We start from the raw sequence: 20,069 nt of genomic DNA, 5'->3' as shown, positions 1-20,069 counted from the left end.
ATCTTTTTATGCAGCATACAGTTACACCTGCCTCTAACTTGATTAATTTCGACTTAATTCGATATTTTTTATATCGGATAGCGCACAATTTATTTGATGGATTCTTATTCGAAAAAGAAAAAATAATCCAATAATCGATTAAATTCGACAAAAAAAGTAACAATCTTTATAACGAAGGCGGGAAGCTTTCAGATCACGCGAAATAAAGACTGTCGCAACCATTTTTTATGCCTTACAATGAACAAGGAAGGTTTTTTCCAAAATGTCGAATCGGGACGGAGTGGTGGAGATGAATACGAAGAAACTGGCCGCCGAACGGGCGGTAGAAGCGATAGAAGATGGAATGACGGTCGGTCTCGGAACGGGATCGACGGCTTATTTCGCGATCGAGAAGCTCGGTCAGCGCGTGAAGGAAGGGCTTTCGGTCCGCGCGGTCGCCACGTCGAAGCGTTCGGAAGAGCAGGCCGTAGGGCTGGGCATTCCGATCGTTCCTTTTTCGGAAGTGGGAAGAATCGACATCACGATCGACGGGGCGGATGAAGTGGACCGGCATCTGCAGCTGATCAAAGGCGGCGGAGGCGCGCTGCTGCGCGAAAAAATCGTGGCGGCGCGCAGCGACAAAATGTTCGTGATCGTCGGCGAAGACAAGCTGGTGGATACGCTGGGCGCGTTCCCTCTGCCGGTGGAGATTGTTCCTTTCGCGCACGAGTGGACGATGGATGCGCTGAAAGCGCTCCATTTGAATCCCGAACTGCGTCTTGCGGAAGGCGAGCCTTATATAACGGACAATGGCAATTACATAGCCGACTGCCGCGCCGATTCGATCGCCGATCCGGCCTCGCTGCACGCAAGTCTCAACGCGATTCCGGGCGTAGTCGAAAACGGCCTGTTCGTCGACATGGCGCACACGGTCATCGTGGGCCGGGAAGACGGAAGCATCGATACGCTCGCGCGATAAGCCGTTCGGCCCTATCCGGTTCCGAGTGAACGGACAACCAAGCGGCGCAGGCTCCCGGGCGGCGCCCTACTCGAAACGGAAAGAGGGTTTACGAACAGATGGATAAGAAGCAAAACGCGAACGATAAAGACATGAACGCAAATGCGGCAGCGCAGCCGTCGGCGTGCGAAAGAAGCGGCCGGACGCTGCTGGAGGGCGAAAGAGTGCGGCTGCGAAGCGTCATGCCGGCCGATTACCGCGAACTGTACGATCTGATCCATTCGGAGAAGGACCGGACATGGACGGAATGGGACGCGCCTTATTTCAAGGATGAAGAAGAGGAAGAGACGTTCGAGGAATTCGCGCAGGGATACGAAAGCCTCAGAGCGCGTAATCTGCCCTGGGAGCCGCGGCTGCTGATCGAGACGATAGAAGGGCGCATGCTGGGCACCGTCAATTCTTATTGGGAGCATAAGCCTTCCAATTGGCTGGAATGCGGCATCGTGCTGCTTCGATCCGATACATGGAGCCGGGGATGCGGGACGGAGGCGCTGCGCTTGTATGTCGGCTATTTGTTCGCGAGTCTGGACGTGCCCAGGGTCGGCATTACGACCTGGTCGGGCAACGAGCGCATGATGCGGGCCGCCGCGCGAATCGGCATGCGGCTCGAAGGCCGGGTGCGGCGCTGCCGGATCGTGCGCGGAGAGCTTTACGACTCGATTCGGATGGGCGTGCTGCGGGAGGAATGGGAGGACCTTTACGGCCCTTCAGGCCGCGCGTGATCCTGCTGCGAGGTTGCGCATCTCCGCCCGTTATGGGAAGATGAACCCAAGGATCGAAACGGAGTCGGCAGAACGGCAGGATAGTTGGGAGGGATGCGCAGTGCCTAAGAAAGCGGAATGCAGTGGGCTTTTCCGCATTCGAAGCGGGCGGTTCGCATGACGACATGGAACGACGAGACGCTGTTCTCGGAGATCGAGTCTCTTGCGCTCGACGTGACCGAAGAACAGTACAGAATTCAACCGGACTTGATGGACAGATACGGTCGTGCGGGATTTGAAAAATCGCGCCGCGACACCGTCTATACGTTGAACTATTTGGCGGAGGGCGTGCTGATGGACAGCCCTTCGCTGTTTTTGCATTATATCGGCTGGCTGAAGCAGCTGCTGGCGGGTTACGGGCTCACCGAGGCGGACATCCGCAAAAAGTTGGAATTGATCCTGGACCGCGTCCGTGCCGGACGACAGGGCGAGATGACGGAGCGAACGATCCATATTTTGGAGATGGGGATCGAGCGAACGCGGGAACCGGCCGAAGTGCCGCCTTTCATCGCCGAAGACCGCTTGTTCGGACGGGAAGCGCGGCGTTATCTGGATGCGCTGCTGCGAAGCGACCGTCTCGGCGCCTACGGCGTAGTCGACGAGATGTTCGAACGCGGCGAAACCATACGCGACATTTATCGATACGTCTTCCAGGCTTCGCAGTACGAAGTCGGACGGTTGTGGCAAACTCAGCAGATCAGCGTCGCCGACGAACATTACTGTACGGCCATTACGCAGAGCGCCATGTCCCGGCTGTATGCGCATTGGATCGGCGGAGAACGCCCGAAACGCGGCAGCGTACTCGTATCGGCCTGCGTCGGCGGAGAAATGCACGAGATCGGGCTGCGGATGCTGACCGACGTGTTCGAGTTGGAAGGCTGGGACACCTACTACATGGGCGCGAACGCCGACGAAGATCGGCTGGCCGAAACGGTCGCGCGCCGCGGAGCGGATATCGTCGCCTTGTCGGCAACGATGACGTTTCACGTTCGTCTAATGAAGAAATTGATTGCGCGGCTGCGTGCCGACGAACGCTTGACAGGCGTCAAAATCATGGTCGGCGGCCTGCCTTTCAACGTCGATCCTTTCTTGTGGAAGCGGGTCGGAGCCGACGGCTATGCGCCAGACGCGGAAGTAGCGCTGCAGGAAGCGGATCGTATTCTGAAGGAACGGACGATCGTCGCCACGCCGGAAGAAGCCGGAGAACATCCGGAAGCGGAAGGAGGCCATCAACTTGGAAGCTGAATTGCAGCGAGAGATCGAACGGCTGCGCGCGATTGTCGAAGCGCTTAACGACCGGATCGTGCGGGGGCAGTTGAAGGAAGAACAGATTTTGAACGAATTTTCGTCGATGAATAACGAGATGGTCACGCTTCAGCGTAAGCTGGCCAAGAGCAACGCGGAATTGGAAGAAGCCGTGAAAGAAGCGGAGCGGGCGAACGAGGCGAAAAATCAATTTTTGGCCATGATCAGCCATGAATTCAGAACGCCGATGAACGGCATTTTGGGCATGACCGAGCTGCTGCGGGGCAGCGCGCTCGGCGAGGAGCAGCGAAGCTGGACGGGATTGATCGAAGAGTCGGCGGAATCGCTGCTCGGCATGGTGAGCGATCTGCTGGATCTCTCCAAGAGCGAAGCGGGGATGCTCGATATCGAAGAGAAAACGTTCGACCTGCGCGAAGTGGTCACGCATGCGGTGCAGCTGCTGCAGCCGCGGGCGGGCGCCAAGTGCAACCGGATCGAATGCGACATCGACGCTTCGGTCGCCTCTTCCTTGAAGGGCGATCCGACGCGGATCCGTCAGATCCTGATCAACTTGATCAATAACGCGAATACGTTCACCGAAAACGGGACAATCCGCGTGACGGTACGCCCGGCCTCCTCGGGTTCCGACCTGCTGAGCTTCGAAGTCCGGGACAGCGGCATCGGCATTTCGCAGCCGAACATCGAAAAATTGTTCAAGCCCTACTCGCAGACCGAAGCCGGAAAGGCCAAAGCGGGAACCGGTCTCGGTCTGATGATCTGCAAGTCGCTGGTAGAAGCGATGCAGGGCGAGATCGGCGTCGTCAGCCGCGAAGGCGAAGGCTCGACGTTCTGGTTCCGCCTGGCGCTGCCGGCGGCGTCCGTACCGACGCATGAAGGCTCGTCGGCTTCGCTGAGGGCGGTGCCCGTCTTCGGAGCTCCAGGCGGAGAGATTCCGATTCTGGTCGCGGAAGACAATCCGATCAACAGCCGGGTGATCCGCATGCAGCTGAAAAAGCTGGGACTGGACGCCGTCGAAGTCGTCGGCGACGGAAAGGAAGCGGTCGCGGCCTTCCTCAGCCGTCCGTATGCCGTGATCCTGATGGACAAGCATATGCCGGTGATGGACGGTCCGGAAGCGGCGCGAAGAATCCGCGAATTGGAACGGGACGAAATGCGCCGCCCGATCCCCATTATCGCCTTGACGGGAGACTCGCTCGAGAGCGAGAAGGAAGTTTGCCGGAAGGCGGGCATGAACGATTTTCTCGGCAAGCCGGTCAGCATGGAGGCGCTGGGGTCCATGCTGCAAAAGTGGCTTCCGCGGGCTTCCGACAAAGCGCTCGATTCCCAAGTCGTCCGAGAAATCATCGAATTGGACGAGGGCGAGGAGCCGGAAATTTTCCGTGCCCTGCTTGAGACTTACGAAGAGGAAACGCCGGGCAAGCTGGAACGGCTCGAGCGCTTCGTGCTGGAAGGCGACTGCATAAAAGGAATGAGGGCCGCCCACGATTTGAAATCGGGCAGCCTCAGCATCGGTGTTCATTACTTCGCCAACCTGCTCGAGACGATCGAGCATGCGTTGAAAGACGGCGACACGGATACCGCGCGGGACGTGCTGCCGAAGCTGAACGGCGCCTACGAAGCCGCCCGCGAAGAACTGCACCGGTTTGCCTGAATCCAGGCGGGCCGGTTGTTTCATCTAAAGACATAAACAGGAGGAACGACATGCTGCAATCCGTCAAACGACAAGTGCGCGACCCCGAAGTCGCCGCCCTGCTGGAACTGGCCGTATTTCCCGATCCCGAACATGTGGAGCGGGCGATCCGGCTGTATGAGGAACAAGAAGAGGTTCAACTGCTGGCTTATGTCGAAGAAGGGGAAACGCTCGGCATCATCGGCTACAGACCGACCGGAACGGGCGAGATTACGATTACGCATATCGCCGTCGAACCGGAAAGCAGGGGTCTGGGCTACGGCCGGGGCATGATGCTCGAGCTGATGGTGATGGAGAAGCCCGAACGGGTGATCGCGGAGACGGACGAAGAAGCCGTCGACTTTTACCGCAGCATCGGCTTCGCCGTGATCGGCCAGGGTCTGTCTTCGTCGGGACTGGAAAGGTTCCGCTGCGTCTACAGCGTGGACGAAGACGAGGAAGAATAAAGGCCGGATTTCGATCGCCGGGCGGATAGACTCGTCGAAAAACGCGTAAGGAGGAACCGGGGATGGCAACGCTGTTGATTCAAGGCGCTCAAATCGTGACGATGAACGATAAACAGGAAGTGCTGACCGGCGACGTGTGGATCGAAAACGACCGCATCGTCCGGATCGGCGGCAATTTGTCGGGCATGCAGGCCGACCGCGTCATTGAGGCTCGGGGAAAAGTGCTGCTTCCGGGGTTTATCCAAACGCATGTGCACTTATGCCAGACGCTGTTCCGCGGCCGTGCGGACGACCTCGAACTGCTGGACTGGCTTCAGAAGCGGATCTGGCCGCTCGAAGCGGCGCACGACGAGGAGTCGGTCTACTATTCGGCGATGCTGGGCATCGGCGAGCTGATCTCCAACGGCACGACGACGCTGCTCGACATGGAGACGGTGCATCATACCGAGTCGGCGTTCCGCGCTATGGCCGAGACCGGCATCCGCGCGGTGTCCGGAAAAGTCATGATGGATCACGGAAGCCAGGTGCCGGAGGCGCTGCAGGAAGATACCGCCCGTTCCCTGGAAGAAAGCGTGCGTCTGCTGGAACGATGGAACGGCTGCGACGGCGGGCGCATCCAATATGCGTTTTGTCCGAGGTTCGTCGTGTCCTGCACGGAGGAACTGCTGACCGGCGTGCGCGACCTGTCGGAGCGCCATAAAGTCCGCGTACATACGCATGCTTCGGAAAACCGCGGCGAGATCGAGGTCGTGGAGCGCGAACGCGGCATGCGCAATATCGAATATCTCGATCATATCGGGCTCGCCAAGCCCAATCTGATTCTGGCCCACTGCATTTGGCTGAACGAGCGGGAAAAGCGAATAATCCGCGAGCGCGGAGTCAAAATGACGCACTGCCCGGGTTCCAACCTCAAGCTGGCTTCGGGAATCGCGGAAGTTCCCGATATGCTGAGCCGTCACGTCCCGGTCGGACTGGGTGCGGACGGCGCGCCTTGCAACAACAATCTGGACATGTTTCAGGAAATGAAGCTGGCCGCGCTGATCCACAAGCCGGCGCACGGACCGACGGCGATGGACGCCCGGACCGTGCTGCGCATGGCCACGATGGGCGGGGCGGAAGTGCTCGGCATGGAAGACGAAATCGGCAGTATCGAGCCCGGCAAAAAGGCGGATCTGGTGCTGCTGGATCTGTATGACTTTCATACGTTTCCTTCGTTCGAGGTCGACGTTTACTCGCGCATCGTCTACTCGGCGGCGCGCGGAAACGTCGATACGGTCGTCATTGACGGCAGGATTGTCATGGAAAACCGAGTCGTCCGCACGCTGGACCGCGACGTCGTCCTGCGCGAGGCCGATCGTTCGATCGAGCGTCTGGTCAAAAGGATTTGAACCGAGCCGTCAAGGCGGAAAACCGTTGACGGAAGAACAACGCCCGAAAACAAAGTCCGAGGAAAGATGCTTCGGCATATCAAGTAACGGGAAACCCGGCTCTCCAAACGGAGGGCCGAGTTTCTTTTTTTTGCGTTTTCAATCTCGAGCACCGGCTGACTTCGGCGTTATGTTGACAGGGATGCGGAAAAACTTTATAGTTTCATAGGTGAATAGTTTCATTATCGAACAATTCGATTGAAGAACCAATTCGGGGAGGGAGCGAAGCGAGATGGAGGAATCGACCCGCGCGTCCGGCGAACCGATCACGGGGAACGCCAAGCAGCTGATTGACCGCTTTTTGGGGTCCTGGCTGTCGATCGAGCGGGAATTCGGCGCGCTCGTCCGCAGCCAGATGCAGGAGGATATGACGAGCGACCAGTATTATTTGCTGCAGACGATCATTCAGCGGGGACCGTGCACGTCGTCCGAGCTGGCCGATGCGTTCAAGGTGGTCAAAAGTTCGATTACCGCGATCGTCACGCGTCTGGTCGACCGGGGACTGATCGAGCGGACGCGAAACGAACAGGATCGCCGCGAAGTGTATTTGACGCTGACCGAGCGCGGGCGCGAAATGGCCGTGCAGGCGGAGCAGCGGATTACGGAATCGTTTGCCAAGTATTTGAAGCATTTCAGCGAGGATGAAGTGGAAACCGTTCTGGCCGCGTTCGACCGATTGGCGATGCTGGTCAAGGAAGATGGAGGCAGAGAGAAAAAATGAGAACCATACTGAAAGCCAGATGGCTGGTCCTGCTGCTCTGGCTGGCGGCGGCGGTCGGATTGTTCCTGACCGCGCCGTCGATGTCGGATCTGGTGCGCGAAAAAGGCGGTTTTTCCGTTCCGGAAGGATATACGTCCACGGAAGCCGCCAAAATCTTGGATGAGCTGGCCGCCCAGGAGGGGGGCACGGAGGGGACGACCATCGCGCTCGTGTTCCATAATCCGAACGGATTGAGCGCCGAAGAGAAGGAACAGGCGAAGCAGGCGGTCGAAGCTCTCGACAAAAACAAAGAAAGCCTGCATATCACGTCGATTCTCAGTCCGTTCGAACAGAGCGAACTTGAAGGCCAGATGATTTCGGAAAACGGACAGACCGTTCTTGTCTCGCTCGGCGCCGAAATCCCCGAGGGCGAAGTGACCGAGGTGCAAAGCGGCATCGAGCAGACGCTCGAACCGTACCAGGTCGAACATTACCTGACGGGCGAGTCGCTTATCAGCGAAGATACGGTCCGCAGCTCGGAGGAAGGCCTGAAGAAATCGGAATATATCACGGTCGTCTTCATCCTGCTGATTCTGGTGCTCGTATTCCGTTCCGTCGTGGCGCCGTTCGTGCCGCTGCTGACCGTGGGACTCAGCTACATCGTATCGCAGAGCATCGTGGCGTTCCTCGTGGACCGCTTCGACTTTCCGCTGTCGAACTTCACGCAGATCTTCATGGTCGCGGTCATGTTCGGAATCGGGACGGATTACTGCATCCTGCTGATCAGCCGCTATAAAGAAGAAATGGGACGGCAGGACAGCAAATGGGACGCGATCGTCGAGACGTACCGGACGGCGGGCCGCACGGTTTTGGTTTCCGGCCTTGCAGTATTGGTCGGATTCGCGGCGATCGGTCTGTCGCAGTTCATGCTGTACCGTTCGGCCGTCGCGGTCGCCGTCGGCATCGCGGTGATGCTGCTGGCCATGATCACGGTCGTGCCGTTCTTCATGGCTGTGCTCGGCGAGAAGATGTTCTGGCCTTCGCGCAAAGCGATCGGCCACAGCGAGAACAAGCTGTGGGGCTGGGCGGGCCGATTCTCGCTCAAGCGGCCTTGGGCGGCGATGCTGATCGTGCTGGCCGTTACGCTGCCGTTCCTTCTGACTTACAGCGGCAAGCTGTCGTTCAACAGCCTTGAAGAGATTCCGGCGAACTACGAATCGGTCGAAGGCTTCAATATCATTTCCGACAGCTTCGGCGCGGGTCAGGCCATGCCGGCCAAGATCGTCATCAAAAACGACGAAGCGATGGATAACGCGGAATACGTGGCTCTCGCGGAACGGATCAGCCGCGAGGTAGGCAAGGTGGACGGCGTCGATACGGTACGCAGCGCCAGCCGGCCGACCGGCGAAGAGATTCAGGATTTCAGCGTGGCCGATCAGGCCGGGACGCTGAAGGAGGGGCTCGGGGAAGCGGGCGAAGGGCTGACGAAGATTCAAGACGGGCTCGCCGACGCCAGCAAGCAGCTGAGCGATAACGCGCCGCAGATTCAGGAAGCGGCTTCCGGCGCCGATCAGCTCGTCAGCGGTACGGAAGATCTCAAGACGGGAATCGCGCAGCTCGGCGACGGGCTGTCGCAGATCGAAAACGGCATTCGTTCCGGCGCTTCCGGCGCGGGCGAACTGCAGTCGGGACTCGCGCAGATGAAAGCGAGCGCGCAGCAGCTGCAAAGCGCGCACGAACAGCTGCTGGCGGGCTATCAACAGGTCGGCACGGGTCTCGGCGCTCTAAACGGCGGCATGTCCCAGCTGGGCGACCAGCTGACGGCGCTGTCGGGCGCGCTCGGCAGCGTGCAGGGACGCTTCGGCAGCCTGGAGGGCAAGTTCCCGGCGCTGCTGCAGGATGAAGACTACTTGACGATACGCGGCACGGTCACCCAGACGGGCCAAGGCGCGGCGGCGCTGGCCGACGCTTTCGGTCAGGTGCAGGGCCAGGTCTCGCAGGTCGCCGCCGGCATCAATCAAGCGAACGAAGGCTATGCGCAGGCGATCAACGGACAAAGCCAGCTGACGGGAGGCTTCGATCAGCTGATTGCAGGCATCGAACAGCTGCAAAGCGGCCTGAACCAGGCCGCCGACGGTCAGGGAGAAATCGTCGGTCAAGTTCCGTCGATCACCGACGGTCTCGATCAGCTGCAGGACGGCCAGCAGCAGCTGGGTCAGGGGTTCAAAGATCTGTCCGATCAGCTGACGCAGCTGACCGACGGTCTCGATCAGAGCGTCGACGGGCTGAAACAGGTCGGAGACGGTCTGGGTTCCGCGGAGGATTATCTGGCGCAGCTGCAGAACGATTCGGATGCGGAGCTCGGCGGATGGTTCATTCCGCAGGAGGCGCTGGAGAACGAAGACTTCCAGCAGGTATTCGACACGTATATGTCCAATGACCGCAAGATCATGACGCTCGACGTGGTGCTGGCGGACAATCCGTACAGCACGCAAGCGCTCGCCAACATCGACGACATTCGCGCCGCCGTCGACCGCGGCACGCAGGGGACGAAGCTGGAGCAGGCCGACGTGGCGATCAGCGGCGTAACCAGCACGTTCGCCGACCTGCAGACGGTATCGAACGAAGACTACAGCCGGACGGTCTATCTGATGATGGGCGGCATTCTCATCATCTTGATTCTGCTGCTGCGTTCGATCATCATGCCGGTGTATCTGATGCTGTCGCTGTTCGTGACGTATTACGCGGCGCTCGGCGTGACGGAAGCGATCTTCGTCCATCTGCTCGGCTACTCGGGCATCACGTGGACGACGCCGTTCTTCGGCTTCGTCATGCTGATCGCGCTCGGCGTCGATTACAGCATCTTCCTGATGGACCGCTTCAACGAGCACCGGGACATGAGCCCGAAAGACGCGATCGTGCATGCGATGCGGAACATGGGCACGGTCATTCTGTCGGCCGTGCTGATCCTCAGCGGGACGTTCGCTTCGATGATTCCTTCGGGCGTGCTCTCGATGATGCAGATCGCCACCGTCGTGCTGGCTGGACTCGTCATCTATGCGCTGTTCATGCTTCCGTTCTTCGTGCCGGTGATGGTGAAGACGTTCGGGAAGGCCAACTGGTGGCCGTTCGGGATGAGGGAAGACAAGGAGTAGTAGGTGAGGGGGGAGCTTGAGAGGCGCTTGGGGGCGCTCGGGAGCCGCTTCGGAGCCGCTCGGGAGCCGCTCCGGAGCTGCAGGGCCTTCGATCGCTGTTTCAATTGGATTCCCTTGATTGTAGAAGGGTAAGGGGGGAATCCAATTTCAAAGGCGACCACTTCGTTTCTTCGGCTCCTGCAGCTCCTCCGCTCACCGCTTTGGCGTGGAGAGGTACAACGTATTCCCTCATCCCGTTTGTGATGAGGGTAGAATAAAAGAAGGCCCGTTCCCTTGGATTAAGGGAACGGGCCTTCTTTTGTTAAGTTGCGGAGCTGCCCAAGTTGGATCTGCGCGTCCAAAGTAAAGGCGGGAAGAGCGGCGTGTGCTCTGCACAACGCAAGAGCGGAGTGCATGGCGTGTGCTCTGCACAACGCAAGGGCGGTGCGAGGCGTGTGCTCTGCACAACGCAAGAACGGAGTGCGGGGCGTGTGCTCTGCACAACGCAAGGGCGGAGTGCGCGGCACAACGAGGGTCGAAGGGGCGTAAGCGCTTAGCGATTATAAAGCGCTGCGGGCGCTTAGGATATACTTCGCTTCGTCGAGCGGGTTGATACCGATCCGAGGGCGCGAAGCTTCGGTTCCTTCGGGAGCTTCTTGATAGCCTTCGAAAGAAGCGGTCATGACGCCCTTGCCGCCGCTGAAGGATCGCAGGGAGGCGGAATAATCCATCGAAGTCGAAGCGGGAACGGTGCCTTCGACGACGAAACGGCCGGCTTCGGCGGAAGGGGCGGAGAATTCGGCCCGCATGCGGGACAAATCGCTCAAGACGCGGCCGGCGTGTTCTTCGGGTACGGAGATACGGAAGCGAAGCATAGGCTCAAGCAGCTTGGTGCCGCCGGAGGCCAGTCCGTTCATGATGCCCATCGGCGTGGCGATGACAAAATCGAGCGGATGGGTGTGCCAGACGTGAGACTGTCCGTAGGTCAGGGTGACGATCAGGTCGGTCACCTCCCAGCCGTGCAGGCCCTGCTTCAAAGCTTCCGGCACCCGGCGTTCGACCTCGTTCTGATACGCCGGAAGAATGTCGTCGGCGCGGGCTTGCGAGCGGTAAACGAGACCGCTGCCGCGTTCGCCGGGCTCGATCCTGAAATGCAGGATCGCCCAGCACGGCTTGGGAGCCAGGTAGGCGACGCGGCCTTCGCAGACCTGCGCAGGCGTTTCTTTGTAGATAACGGCCGGAGGGCCGAAGCCGACGTTCAATCCGAAGCGGGAACGCAGCATGCTGGTCAGCACTTCGAGCTGAATGGCGCCCATCATGCGCACGTGCAGTTCGCGCACTTCGGGCAGCCAGGCCAGATCGAGCAGGGGATCTTCGTCGGTCAGCTCCTGCAGCGCTTCGGCGGTCCGGACGTAATCGGCTTCGCTCTCCGGCAGCACGCGAGCGGTCAGCAGAGGCACGGCCATCTCCGGAGCTGACGGTACCCGAGCCGGATCGCCGACGATATCGCCGATCGCCGCGCCCAGAAGGCCGTAGACGGCGGCGATGTCTCCCGGGCCGATCTCGCCGGCATCGATTCTTTTGAGTCCGTCCAACATGCGGATCTGCGTGATTTTGTGTTCCTCTTCGCGCCCGTTCAGCCGCACGGTATCCCGGTTGCGCAGCGTGCCGCCGTACAGGCGGATCCAGGCGGCGCGGCCCATCGAACGTTCGCGTTCGATCTTGAACACGATGCCGGCCAGCTCTTCTTGAGGCGTCGGAGCGGGCAAAAAGGCCAGCACGGCATCGAGAAGCTCGTCGATCCCGATGCCTTTTTGCGAGCAGCCGCAGCAGACGGGGAACAAACGTCCGGCCGCGGAATGTCCGGCCAGCAGCGCCGCCGTTTTCGCCGGGTCGGGAAGATCGCCTTCGATATAGCGCAGCATCAGTTCTTCGTCGAAGTCGGCCATCGTTTCGACCGCTTCCGTGCGAAAGGCGTCGATCCGTCCGCGCAAACCGAGGATTTCGGATTGCGCGTCAAGCGAAGGATTAGGACCGCTCGGAGCCGGATCCGCTTTCGAATCGGCGCCGACGGCCTGCGGTTCTTCCCCGCGCATCGGCGCGCCGGAGACCTGCCACAGTTCCCGCACGCCCGCGAACGCGTCTTCCTCCGTATACACCGGGATTTGTACCGGCAGCGCCGCAGGAGAGAGCAGGAGCCGAATGTCGGCAAGCGTCCGATCGAAGGAAGCGCCGACCCGGTCGAGCTTGTTGATGTAAATCAGCGTCGGAATGTTCATGAGCCGCAGCGCCTGCCACAGCACTTCGGTCTGGGCCTGGACGCCTTCGGCGGCGGAGACGATCAGCACCGCGCCGTCCATGACGCCGAGCGAGCGCTCGACTTCGGCCAGGAAATCAGCGTGACCCGGCGTGTCGACCAGGTTGATTTTGTGTCCTTTCCAGGTCAAAGAAGCCGAAGCGGCTCTCACGGAAATGCCCCGTTCCCGCTCGACGTCGAGGAAGTCGGTGGAGGTGGTGCCTTCGTCGACGCTGCCGAGCGAGCGGATGCTTCCGCTGTGGTACAGCATATATTCGGTCGTGGTCGTTTTGCCGGCGTCGATATGGGCAAATACGCCGATATTGCGAACGGATGAAGAGGTGTTCAACGAAACATCAGCCTCGATTCTGCGGAAAGTAAAAAGAAATAAAGCGGTTTCGGTCGAAATCCGCGTTTCCGCGCTTTTGCGCCGGGAGACCGGCAGAGCGAAAGCGCGGTTATTGTATTGTACCATGCGCGGTGCGAACGGCCGAAGAAAGCAGACAAAAAAACGGCGCTGCCGCCGATCCGCATCTTCCAGGAAATACGTTTGACCCCGGCCGTCTATGATCGTCGTTTCGTTCGATATTCCCGTCTTTTTCGAAAAAAAGTTCTCGATCGGACCGGAGAAATTCCCTCCGTTTTTTGGCTGGCGACAAATTTCGAAAGTTGCCGATTCTTCCGCTCAAGTTTCCGCTTTCTGGGTAATTGGGTTAAGACAGGGCTTGCTCGCCGACGAGGCGTCAAGGCCGGCATCAGCGAACAGCGGGGAGGAATGGAGACGAATGGAACGGACTTTTTGGAAAGAAGCGGTCGTGTATCAGATTTATCCGCGCAGCTTCATGGACAGCGACGGGGACGGCGTAGGCGATCTGCGGGGCATTATCATGAAGCTGGATTATTTGAAGGAACTCGGCGTGGACGTGATCTGGCTGTCGCCGGTTTATAAGTCGCCCAACGACGATAACGGCTACGACATCAGCGATTACGAAGACATCATGGACGAGTTCGGCACGATGGCGGACTGGGACGAACTGCTGGCGGGGCTCCACGAACGCGGCATCAAACTGATGATGGACCTGGTGGTGAACCATACCTCGGACGAGCATGCCTGGTTCGTGGAATCGGTACGCGATCCAGACGGGGAATACGGCGACTACTATGTCTGGCGCGACGCGGCCGAAGGCGGCGGCCTGCCGAACAACTGGGAGTCCTTTTTCAGCGGTCCCGTGTGGGAGTACAGCGAAGAACGCGGGCAGTATTATCTTCATTTGTTCTCGAAAAAGCAGCCGGATCTCAACTGGGAAAACGAAAAAGTGCGCCGCGCCGTTTACGACATGATGACGTTTTGGCTCGACAAAGGCGTCGACGGATTCCGCATGGACGTCATCAACCTGATCTCCAAAGTGGAAGGGCTGCCTTCCAACGGAACGGCTCCGATCGCCGACGGCAGCATGTACTACACCGACGGTCCGCGCATTCACGAATTTTTGCACGAAATGAACCGCGAGGTGCTCTCCAAGTACGACGTGATGACGGTGGGCGAGATGCCGGGCGTGACGGTCGAAGAGGCGAAAAAATATACGGCGGAGGAGCGCGAGGAACTGCAGATGGTGTTCCAGTTCGAACATATGCGCCTCGACGGCGGTCCCGGCGGCAAATGGGACATCGTGCCGTGGAAGCTCCCGCAGTTCAAAGCCGTCATGCACAAGTGGCAGATCGGCCTGGCGGAAAAAGGATGGAACAGCCTGTATCTGAACAACCACGATCAGCCGCGCATGGTGTCCAGGTTCGGGAACGACGGCGAATACCGCGTCCAGTCGGCCAAGCTGCTCGGCACGCTGCTGCATACGCTCAAAGGGACGCCGTACGTGTATCAGGGCGAGGAGCTGGGCATGACCAACGTCAAGTTCCCCATGATCGACGATTACAAAGACATCGAAAGCCTGAACATGTACCGCGAGCGGGTCACGCACGGCGGCGCCGATCCCGGCACGGTCATGGCGGCGATCCAGACGAGAGGCCGCGACAACGCGAGGACGCCGGTGCAGTGGGACGACAGCGAATATGCGGGATTTACGACGGGCACGCCGTGGATCGGCGTGAATCCGAATTATGTCGCGATCAATGCCAAGCAGCAGCTGGACGATCCCGATTCGGTCTTTCATTACTACAAACGGCTGATTGCGCTGCGCAAACAAAATCCGATCATGGCGTACGGCGATTACGAGCTGCTGCTGCCGGATCACGAAACGCTGTACATGTATACGCGCACGCTGGGCGAGGAAACCTGGCTGGTGGCGCTCAATTTCTCGACGGATCCGACTCCGTTCGACTGGCCGCCTAATCTGGCAGGGCGCGAAGCGTCGCTCGTCATCGGCAATTATGGCGAAGAAGGCATGGAAAGCGGGCAGCTGCGTCCTTATGAAGCGAGAGTATACGCGCTGAAATAGGTTTTGCAAATTCGGAATATGCTCGCCTACTCCACAACAAGATGAAGAAAAGGTGGGATGACCATGGACGGAAGACATGGAAACGAAGACGGCGGGAATTCGAGAGTCGATCTCTACAAAAACGAAGCGGGCGGCGGTTACCGGGACGAAGGGCCTGACGAATCGGGTATCCGTAACGGGCGGTCGCCCTGGCTGGAAGTTTGGCTGCATCCGAGACAGGTGACGCGATGGTTCCTCGATTCGGCGAATCCGCTGCGCGGCGCGCTGGCGCTGGCGCTGGTCTCCGGCGTGCTCAATGCATTCAACTCGGCTTCGAACGGGAATTGGGGAGACGTGTACTCGACCGGCGGCCTCATCGCTAGAGCGATCGTTATCGGCCTGATCGGAGGGCTTATCGGTTATTATGTCGGATCCTTTTTAATCAAGTGGGTCGGCAGCTGGTTCGGCGGAGTCGGCTCCATGTCCGATATGCAGGTCGTCGTCGGACGGATTTCGGGCATGACGAGCATCGTGCTCGGACTGCTGCTGATTCCCGAACTGCTGATCGCGGGCCGCGAATTGTTTACGGAACAGACGCCGTATTTGGACGCGCATCCGCTCCGCAGCCTGCTGCTTGCGGCAGTGCTGTTCGTGGAATTCGCGCTGAGTGTCTGGATATTCGTCATTTTGCTGCACGCGATCGGCGAAGCGCACGGTTTCTCGGCCTGGAAGGCGCTGCTCGTCGAATCGATTTTGATCGTGGCGGTCGTCGTCGTCGTATTCGTCGTCGTGTTCGCCATGCTGGGGGCCGCGGGACCTTCGCCGGGATTTTGAGCGGTTTTCCCGATAAAAGCAAAGAAGAAGAGACGCTCCGCGCAAAAAGCCCGCGTACCGGTGTTCGGTACGCGGGCTGTGTCGGTCGAGAGCTTTTAGGAACGGCAGGCTTTATTTCGCGAGGCTGAGAATTTGCACGTCCCGGCCGGCGATATTGGCGGAACCGCTCAGCGCATCTCCGGTCAGCAGGTTGACGTAGTCGCCGTCGAGCTCGTAAGCCGATTCCTCGGCGTTGTGGTTCATGACGAACAGGAACTCTTCGCCGTCCTTGACGCGCCGGGTCACTTCGACGCCCTGCGGCGTATCCAGCAGCGGCCGAATGCCTTTGTCGGCGCACAGCTGCTCCAGCAGGCCGTCCAGGAACGACTGCTCCGGATCGGAAGCGACGTAATAGGCTTGTCCTTCGCCGTAAGCATTTCGGGTCAGCACCGGCATGCCTTTGTAGAAGTCGTCGCCGTACTCGGCCAGCGTCTCGGCGCCTTCCGTATGCAGCAGGTCGCACAGCATGTCGCATTCGTATTCGCCTTTGAGGCTGCCGAATTCGCCGCTGAGCACGATCTTGTTGCGCATGTCCGGGAACAGGGCGTCGATCTCTTCGACCCAGATGCCCAACAGATTGCGCAGTTCTCCCGGATAACCGCCCGTCTTGACCAGATCGGACTCGTCGACGATGCCGCTGAAGAAGGTCGTCAGGAACGTCCCGCCTGCTTTCGCGAAAGCTTCCAGCTTGTCGGCCAGGCCCGGCTTGACCATGTACAGCACAGGCGCGACGACGATGTCGTATTTGCTGAAATCCGAATCGACGCCGACGATATCGACGGGGATGTTCCGGTCGTAGAACGATTTGTAATATTTGTGGATCTGGTCGACGTAGTTCAGCGCGACGGTCGGTCCGCTGGACTTCTCGACGGCCCACCAGTTTTCCCAGTCGAACAGGATGCCGACTTTCGCGGGAAGGCGGGAGTCGAGCAGCCGGTCGCCGAGTTCCCCGAGTTCGCGTCCCAGCTCCGATACCTCGCGGAAGACGCGGGTGTTTTCATGGCCGACATGCTCGATCACGGCTCCGTGATACTTTTCGCACGCGCCGACCGAGCGGCGGAGCTGGAAGAACATGACCGTATCCGCGCCGTGCGCCACCGCCTGGTAGCTCCACAGACGCATGACGCCCGGACGCTTGAGCGAGTTGTAAGGCTGCCAGTTCTGTTGGCTCGGCGTCTGCTCCATCAGCATGAACGGTTCGCCGTCCTTGAGGCCGCGCATCAGGTCGTGCGCCATCGCCGTAAAGCTGACCGGCGTCTGCAGGCCCGGATAGTTGTCCCAGGAGACGATATCCATTTCCTTCGCCCATTTGAAGTAGTCGAGCTGTTTGAAAAAGCCCATCAAGTTCGTCGTGACGACGGAATCCGGGATATGCTTTTTGATTGCCGCGTGCTCCAGCTTATAACATTCCAGCATGCTGTCGGAATTGAAGCGCGAATAATCCAGCGAGATGCCTTGGAACGTCGAATTGTTGTCGCCCCAATGTTCGCTGAGATTGTTCGGCGTCACGATTTCGTCCCAATCGTAGAACGTATGGCCCCAGAAGTTGGTGTTCCAGGCCCGGTTCAGCCGATCCAGCGTGCCGTATCTCTCTTTCAGCCATACGCGGAACGCTTTCTCGCAGTTCTCGCAGTAGCAGTCGCCGCCGTATTCGTTGGAGACGTGCCAGACGAGCACCGCCGGATGATCTTTGTACCGTTCGGCGAGCCTGTCTGCAATCGCTTCCGAGAATTTGCGGTAGGTCGGGCTGTTCGGACAGGAGTTGTGGCGTCCGCCGAATTTGCGTTTGCGGCCGTCCGCGTCGGTGCGCAGCACGTCGGGATAGCGCTTCGCCATCCAGGCCGGATGCGCGGCGGTGCTGGTCGCCAGGCATACATAAGTGCCGTTAGCGTGCAGACTGTCGATAAGCTCGTCGAGCCATTCGAAATTGTAGGTGACTTCGTCCGGCTGATTCAGCGCCCAGGCGAAAACGTTGACGGTCGCGATGTCGATGCCCGCGAGCTTGAACATGCGAAGGTCTTCGCGGTGGGTGGCTTCGTCCCATTGTTCGGGATTGTAGTCGCCGCCGTAAAAAATTTTGGGAAGTTTGCTGCTAATCATTCAAATTCACCTCAACATATAAGAATAATTCTATATTAATTCAAGATAAAATATTATAAAATATAATAAAAAGGGAGAACGGTATAAGAAAAAAGAAATATTCGGGTCCAAAGGGGATACGGGGATGAACAGCGCGCACAGACGATATTTTACGGAACTCAAAGACCTGCCTCTGCCTCTTTACACGGAGAGCATCGGCTACAATCCCGACCAGGAAGCGATCTCCCGGCCGGAAGGATACAACTGCTATCATTGGCTGCAAACCGTAGGAGGCAGAGGCGAAATCACGATGGGCGGAGCCCGGTACATGCTGGAGAGCGGAACGGGCATTCTTCTTCTTCCCGGCGAAGCGCACGAGTACCGGCCGATCGAGGAGCGGTGGGAAACCTATTACATGACGTTCGGCGGCGCCCAGGCCGGAGCCATTCTCGGAACGTTGGGGCTGCCTGTCTCCTCCTACTACAATTGGGACCGCGGGGCCGAGCTGGACGGATTCGTGCCGGGACTTTTGAACAGCATCGGAAGCGAGCGGGATCTGTCGGGCCTCAACATCTCCGTGGAGGTGTATCGTTTTCTGACGCTGCTCAAAAAAGACGGCCGGGTCAACCGCATGCCGTCGCTGTCGAATTCCGTTCGCCGGCTGTCTCCGGTGCTGGAATTTCTCGATCGTCACTACGCGGATTCGGACATCGGGCTGGAAGACATGGCGCAGCGGGCGGACATTACGCCGCGGCATCTGAATACGCTGTTCAAGCAGGCGTTCGGCATGACCGCTTACGCCTATCTGATTCTGCTTCGTCTGCGCAAAGCGAAGGAAATGATGACGCTGCATCCGCGCATGACGATCAAGGAAGTGTCGGGTCTGGTCGGATTCCGCGACGCCAGTCATTTCGTGGCCACGTTCCGCAAGCAGGAAGGCGTGACGCCCGAGCAGTTCCGCTCGCTGCATTGAGCGGAACCCGAAGTCCGGGAAAAGACGCAGAACGCAAAAGAAAAAAGCGTTTTCTAACAGGAATATGCGGAATCAAGCTCGAATGTCTGAATTTATGCGAAGCGAAAGCCGGACGCGAGAGGCGGCGCGGGACGCTCCCGCCCGGGAAAGCGTTCGGCTGCGCGAAGCGAATGCGCAAATGCCGAGGAGATGGAAACAAAGATGAAATTGGCTCATAACGATAAGCTGCTGTTGATCGGAGACTCGGTCACCGATGCGGGCCGGGCTTACCCGGTCGGTTACAAAAACGGTCTCGGAAACGGTTACGCCGCTCTGGTCGACGCCCTGCTGCGCACCGGCTATCCGGAGCTGAACGCCCTGGTGCTGAATACCGGGATAGGCGGCAACACCGTCCGCGATCTGAAAAAACGCTGGCAGACCGACGTGGTCGACCTGAAGCCCGACTGGCTGTCGGTCATGATCGGCATCAACGACGTCTGGCGGCAGTTCGACACGCCGGAAGCGATCCATTCGTTCATCTCGCTGGACGAATACGAATCGACGCTGCGCGAGCTGCTGGACGCCGTACAGCCCAATCTTAAGGGATTGATCCTGATGACGCCTTATTACATGACGGGACAGGAAGATCCGATGCGCTCCATGATGGACCGCTACGGCGCCGTCATCAAGCGTCTGGCCGGCGACTACGGCGCGGAGCTGGTCGATACCCAGGCGGCGTTCGACCGGATGGGGCATCACATGATCCAGTCCTCGCTCTCGAACGGTTGGGATCACGTGCATCCGAATACGGCCGGCAGCATGGTGATTGCACGCGGGCTGCTCAACGCGCTCGATTTCGAATGGGAGCGGAGTTAAGGGCCGGCATGCTGTTTCGCTGCAGGCCCGGAGTCGCGGGACTGCCGGCTTATCGATTCGGAACGGCATAAGGAAGTCACGGACCGAAAGATTTGGGTAAAGATACGGCGGGAGCCGCAAAATATGCGGCCGGAAGACGA

14 protein-coding genes are annotated in these 20,069 nt (G+C 59.1%); 12 read left to right on the top strand and 2 right to left on the bottom strand.

The features are described from left to right. Window positions 1-289 precede the first annotated feature (289 nt). The 8 genes from rpiA to GYN08_RS09550 all read left to right on the top strand — a co-directional run bounded on the left by rpiA (window position 290) and on the right by GYN08_RS09550 (window position 10,442). Window positions 290-958, top strand: a complete 669-nt coding sequence (gene rpiA, locus GYN08_RS09585; RefSeq protein WP_166273993.1) for a ribose-5-phosphate isomerase RpiA — start codon at window positions 290-292, stop codon at window positions 956-958. Between the two features lie 98 nt (window positions 959-1,056). Further along, window positions 1,057-1,719 (top strand): GNAT family N-acetyltransferase, encoded by a 663-nt coding sequence (locus GYN08_RS09580; RefSeq protein ID WP_235946106.1) that lies wholly within the window; start codon window positions 1,057-1,059, stop codon window positions 1,717-1,719. Window positions 1,720-1,875: 156 nt separating this feature from the next. Further along, window positions 1,876-3,003: a cobalamin-dependent protein gene (locus GYN08_RS09575; protein WP_166273992.1), complete on the top strand. Its 1,128-nt coding sequence runs from the start codon at window positions 1,876-1,878 to the stop codon at window positions 3,001-3,003. Next, complete coding sequence (locus tag GYN08_RS09570) at window positions 2,993-4,675, top strand: ATP-binding protein (RefSeq protein WP_166273991.1); 1,683 nt, start codon at window positions 2,993-2,995, stop codon at window positions 4,673-4,675. The genes GYN08_RS09575 and GYN08_RS09570 overlap by 11 nt, the downstream gene beginning before the upstream one ends. 50 nt (window positions 4,676-4,725) lie before the next feature. Then, on the top strand, window positions 4,726-5,160 hold the full coding sequence (locus tag GYN08_RS09565; protein ID WP_166273990.1) for a GNAT family N-acetyltransferase: 435 nt from the start codon (window positions 4,726-4,728) through the stop codon (window positions 5,158-5,160). A gap of 62 nt (window positions 5,161-5,222) precedes the next feature. Continuing rightward, window positions 5,223-6,548, top strand: a complete 1,326-nt coding sequence (locus GYN08_RS09560; protein ID WP_166273989.1) for a 5'-deoxyadenosine deaminase — start codon at window positions 5,223-5,225, stop codon at window positions 6,546-6,548. A gap of 271 nt (window positions 6,549-6,819) precedes the next feature. Next, entirely contained in the window at window positions 6,820-7,308 is a 489-nt protein-coding gene (locus GYN08_RS09555; RefSeq protein WP_166273988.1) for a MarR family winged helix-turn-helix transcriptional regulator, read from the top strand. After that, on the top strand, window positions 7,305-10,442 hold the full coding sequence (locus tag GYN08_RS09550; protein WP_166273987.1) for an MMPL family transporter: 3,138 nt from the start codon (window positions 7,305-7,307) through the stop codon (window positions 10,440-10,442). Before GYN08_RS09555 ends, GYN08_RS09550 begins: the two co-directional genes overlap by 4 nt. Window positions 10,443-10,981: 539 nt before the next feature. Here GYN08_RS09550 and GYN08_RS09545 read toward each other — a convergent pair. Further along, entirely contained in the window at window positions 10,982-13,066 is a 2,085-nt protein-coding gene (locus tag GYN08_RS09545) for a GTP-binding protein (protein ID WP_206023680.1), read from the bottom strand. A gap of 436 nt (window positions 13,067-13,502) precedes the next feature. On the opposite strand from GYN08_RS09545, the gene GYN08_RS09540 reads away from it, so the two are divergent. Together GYN08_RS09540 and GYN08_RS09535 are read left to right on the top strand one after the other, a co-directional pair. Beyond that, window positions 13,503-15,170 carry a glycoside hydrolase family 13 protein gene (locus tag GYN08_RS09540; protein ID WP_166273985.1) on the top strand — a complete coding sequence of 556 codons (1,668 nt, stop codon included), beginning with the start codon at window positions 13,503-13,505 and terminating at the stop codon, window positions 15,168-15,170. Window positions 15,171-15,233: 63 nt separating this feature from the next. Continuing rightward, window positions 15,234-15,983, top strand: coding sequence for a Yip1 family protein (locus GYN08_RS09535; RefSeq protein ID WP_166273984.1), 750 nt, complete (start codon window positions 15,234-15,236; stop codon window positions 15,981-15,983). Between the two features lie 111 nt (window positions 15,984-16,094). On the opposite strand, the gene GYN08_RS09530 is transcribed toward GYN08_RS09535, so the two are convergent. Next, complete coding sequence (locus GYN08_RS09530; RefSeq protein ID WP_166273983.1) at window positions 16,095-18,122, bottom strand: beta-galactosidase; 2,028 nt, start codon at window positions 18,120-18,122, stop codon at window positions 16,095-16,097. 124 nt (window positions 18,123-18,246) lie between these two features. Between GYN08_RS09530 and GYN08_RS09525 the strand changes: the two genes are divergently transcribed. Both GYN08_RS09525 and GYN08_RS09520 read left to right on the top strand, forming a co-directional pair. Further along, complete coding sequence (locus tag GYN08_RS09525) at window positions 18,247-19,074, top strand: AraC family transcriptional regulator (RefSeq protein ID WP_166273982.1); 828 nt, start codon at window positions 18,247-18,249, stop codon at window positions 19,072-19,074. Between the two features lie 201 nt (window positions 19,075-19,275). Further along, complete coding sequence (locus tag GYN08_RS09520; RefSeq protein WP_166273981.1) at window positions 19,276-19,929, top strand: SGNH/GDSL hydrolase family protein; 654 nt, start codon at window positions 19,276-19,278, stop codon at window positions 19,927-19,929. The last annotated feature ends 140 nt before the right edge of the window (window positions 19,930-20,069 follow it).

The organism is Saccharibacillus alkalitolerans (genome assembly GCF_011090185.1).
Classification (GTDB): Bacteria; Bacillota; Bacilli; order Paenibacillales; family Paenibacillaceae; genus Saccharibacillus; species Saccharibacillus alkalitolerans.
Note: the sequence above shows the minus strand (reverse complement) of the source record. Positions and strands in the feature narration are given on the sequence as shown.

What these genes read in the sequence shown, in the direction of transcription:
- GYN08_RS09535 (WP_166273984.1), top strand. Translation starts at nt 15,234, where the DNA reads ATGGACGGAAGACATGGAAACGAAGACGGCGGGAATTCGAGAGTCGAT.
- GYN08_RS09540 (WP_166273985.1), top strand. Translation starts at nt 13,503, where the DNA reads ATGGAACGGACTTTTTGGAAAGAAGCGGTCGTGTATCAGATTTATCCG.
- GYN08_RS09565 (WP_166273990.1), top strand. Translation starts at nt 4,726, where the DNA reads ATGCTGCAATCCGTCAAACGACAAGTGCGCGACCCCGAAGTCGCCGCC.
- GYN08_RS09555 (WP_166273988.1), top strand. Translation starts at nt 6,820, where the DNA reads ATGGAGGAATCGACCCGCGCGTCCGGCGAACCGATCACGGGGAACGCC.
- GYN08_RS09525 (WP_166273982.1), top strand. Translation starts at nt 18,247, where the DNA reads ATGAACAGCGCGCACAGACGATATTTTACGGAACTCAAAGACCTGCCT.
- GYN08_RS09575 (WP_166273992.1), top strand. Translation starts at nt 1,876, where the DNA reads ATGACGACATGGAACGACGAGACGCTGTTCTCGGAGATCGAGTCTCTT.
- GYN08_RS09580 (WP_235946106.1), top strand. Translation starts at nt 1,057, where the DNA reads ATGGATAAGAAGCAAAACGCGAACGATAAAGACATGAACGCAAATGCG.
- GYN08_RS09560 (WP_166273989.1), top strand. Translation starts at nt 5,223, where the DNA reads ATGGCAACGCTGTTGATTCAAGGCGCTCAAATCGTGACGATGAACGAT.
- GYN08_RS09520 (WP_166273981.1), top strand. Translation starts at nt 19,276, where the DNA reads ATGAAATTGGCTCATAACGATAAGCTGCTGTTGATCGGAGACTCGGTC.
- rpiA (WP_166273993.1), top strand. Translation starts at nt 290, where the DNA reads ATGAATACGAAGAAACTGGCCGCCGAACGGGCGGTAGAAGCGATAGAA.
- GYN08_RS09550 (WP_166273987.1), top strand. Translation starts at nt 7,305, where the DNA reads ATGAGAACCATACTGAAAGCCAGATGGCTGGTCCTGCTGCTCTGGCTG.
- GYN08_RS09530 (WP_166273983.1), bottom strand. Translation starts at nt 18,122, where the DNA reads ATGATTAGCAGCAAACTTCCCAAAATTTTTTACGGCGGCGACTACAAT.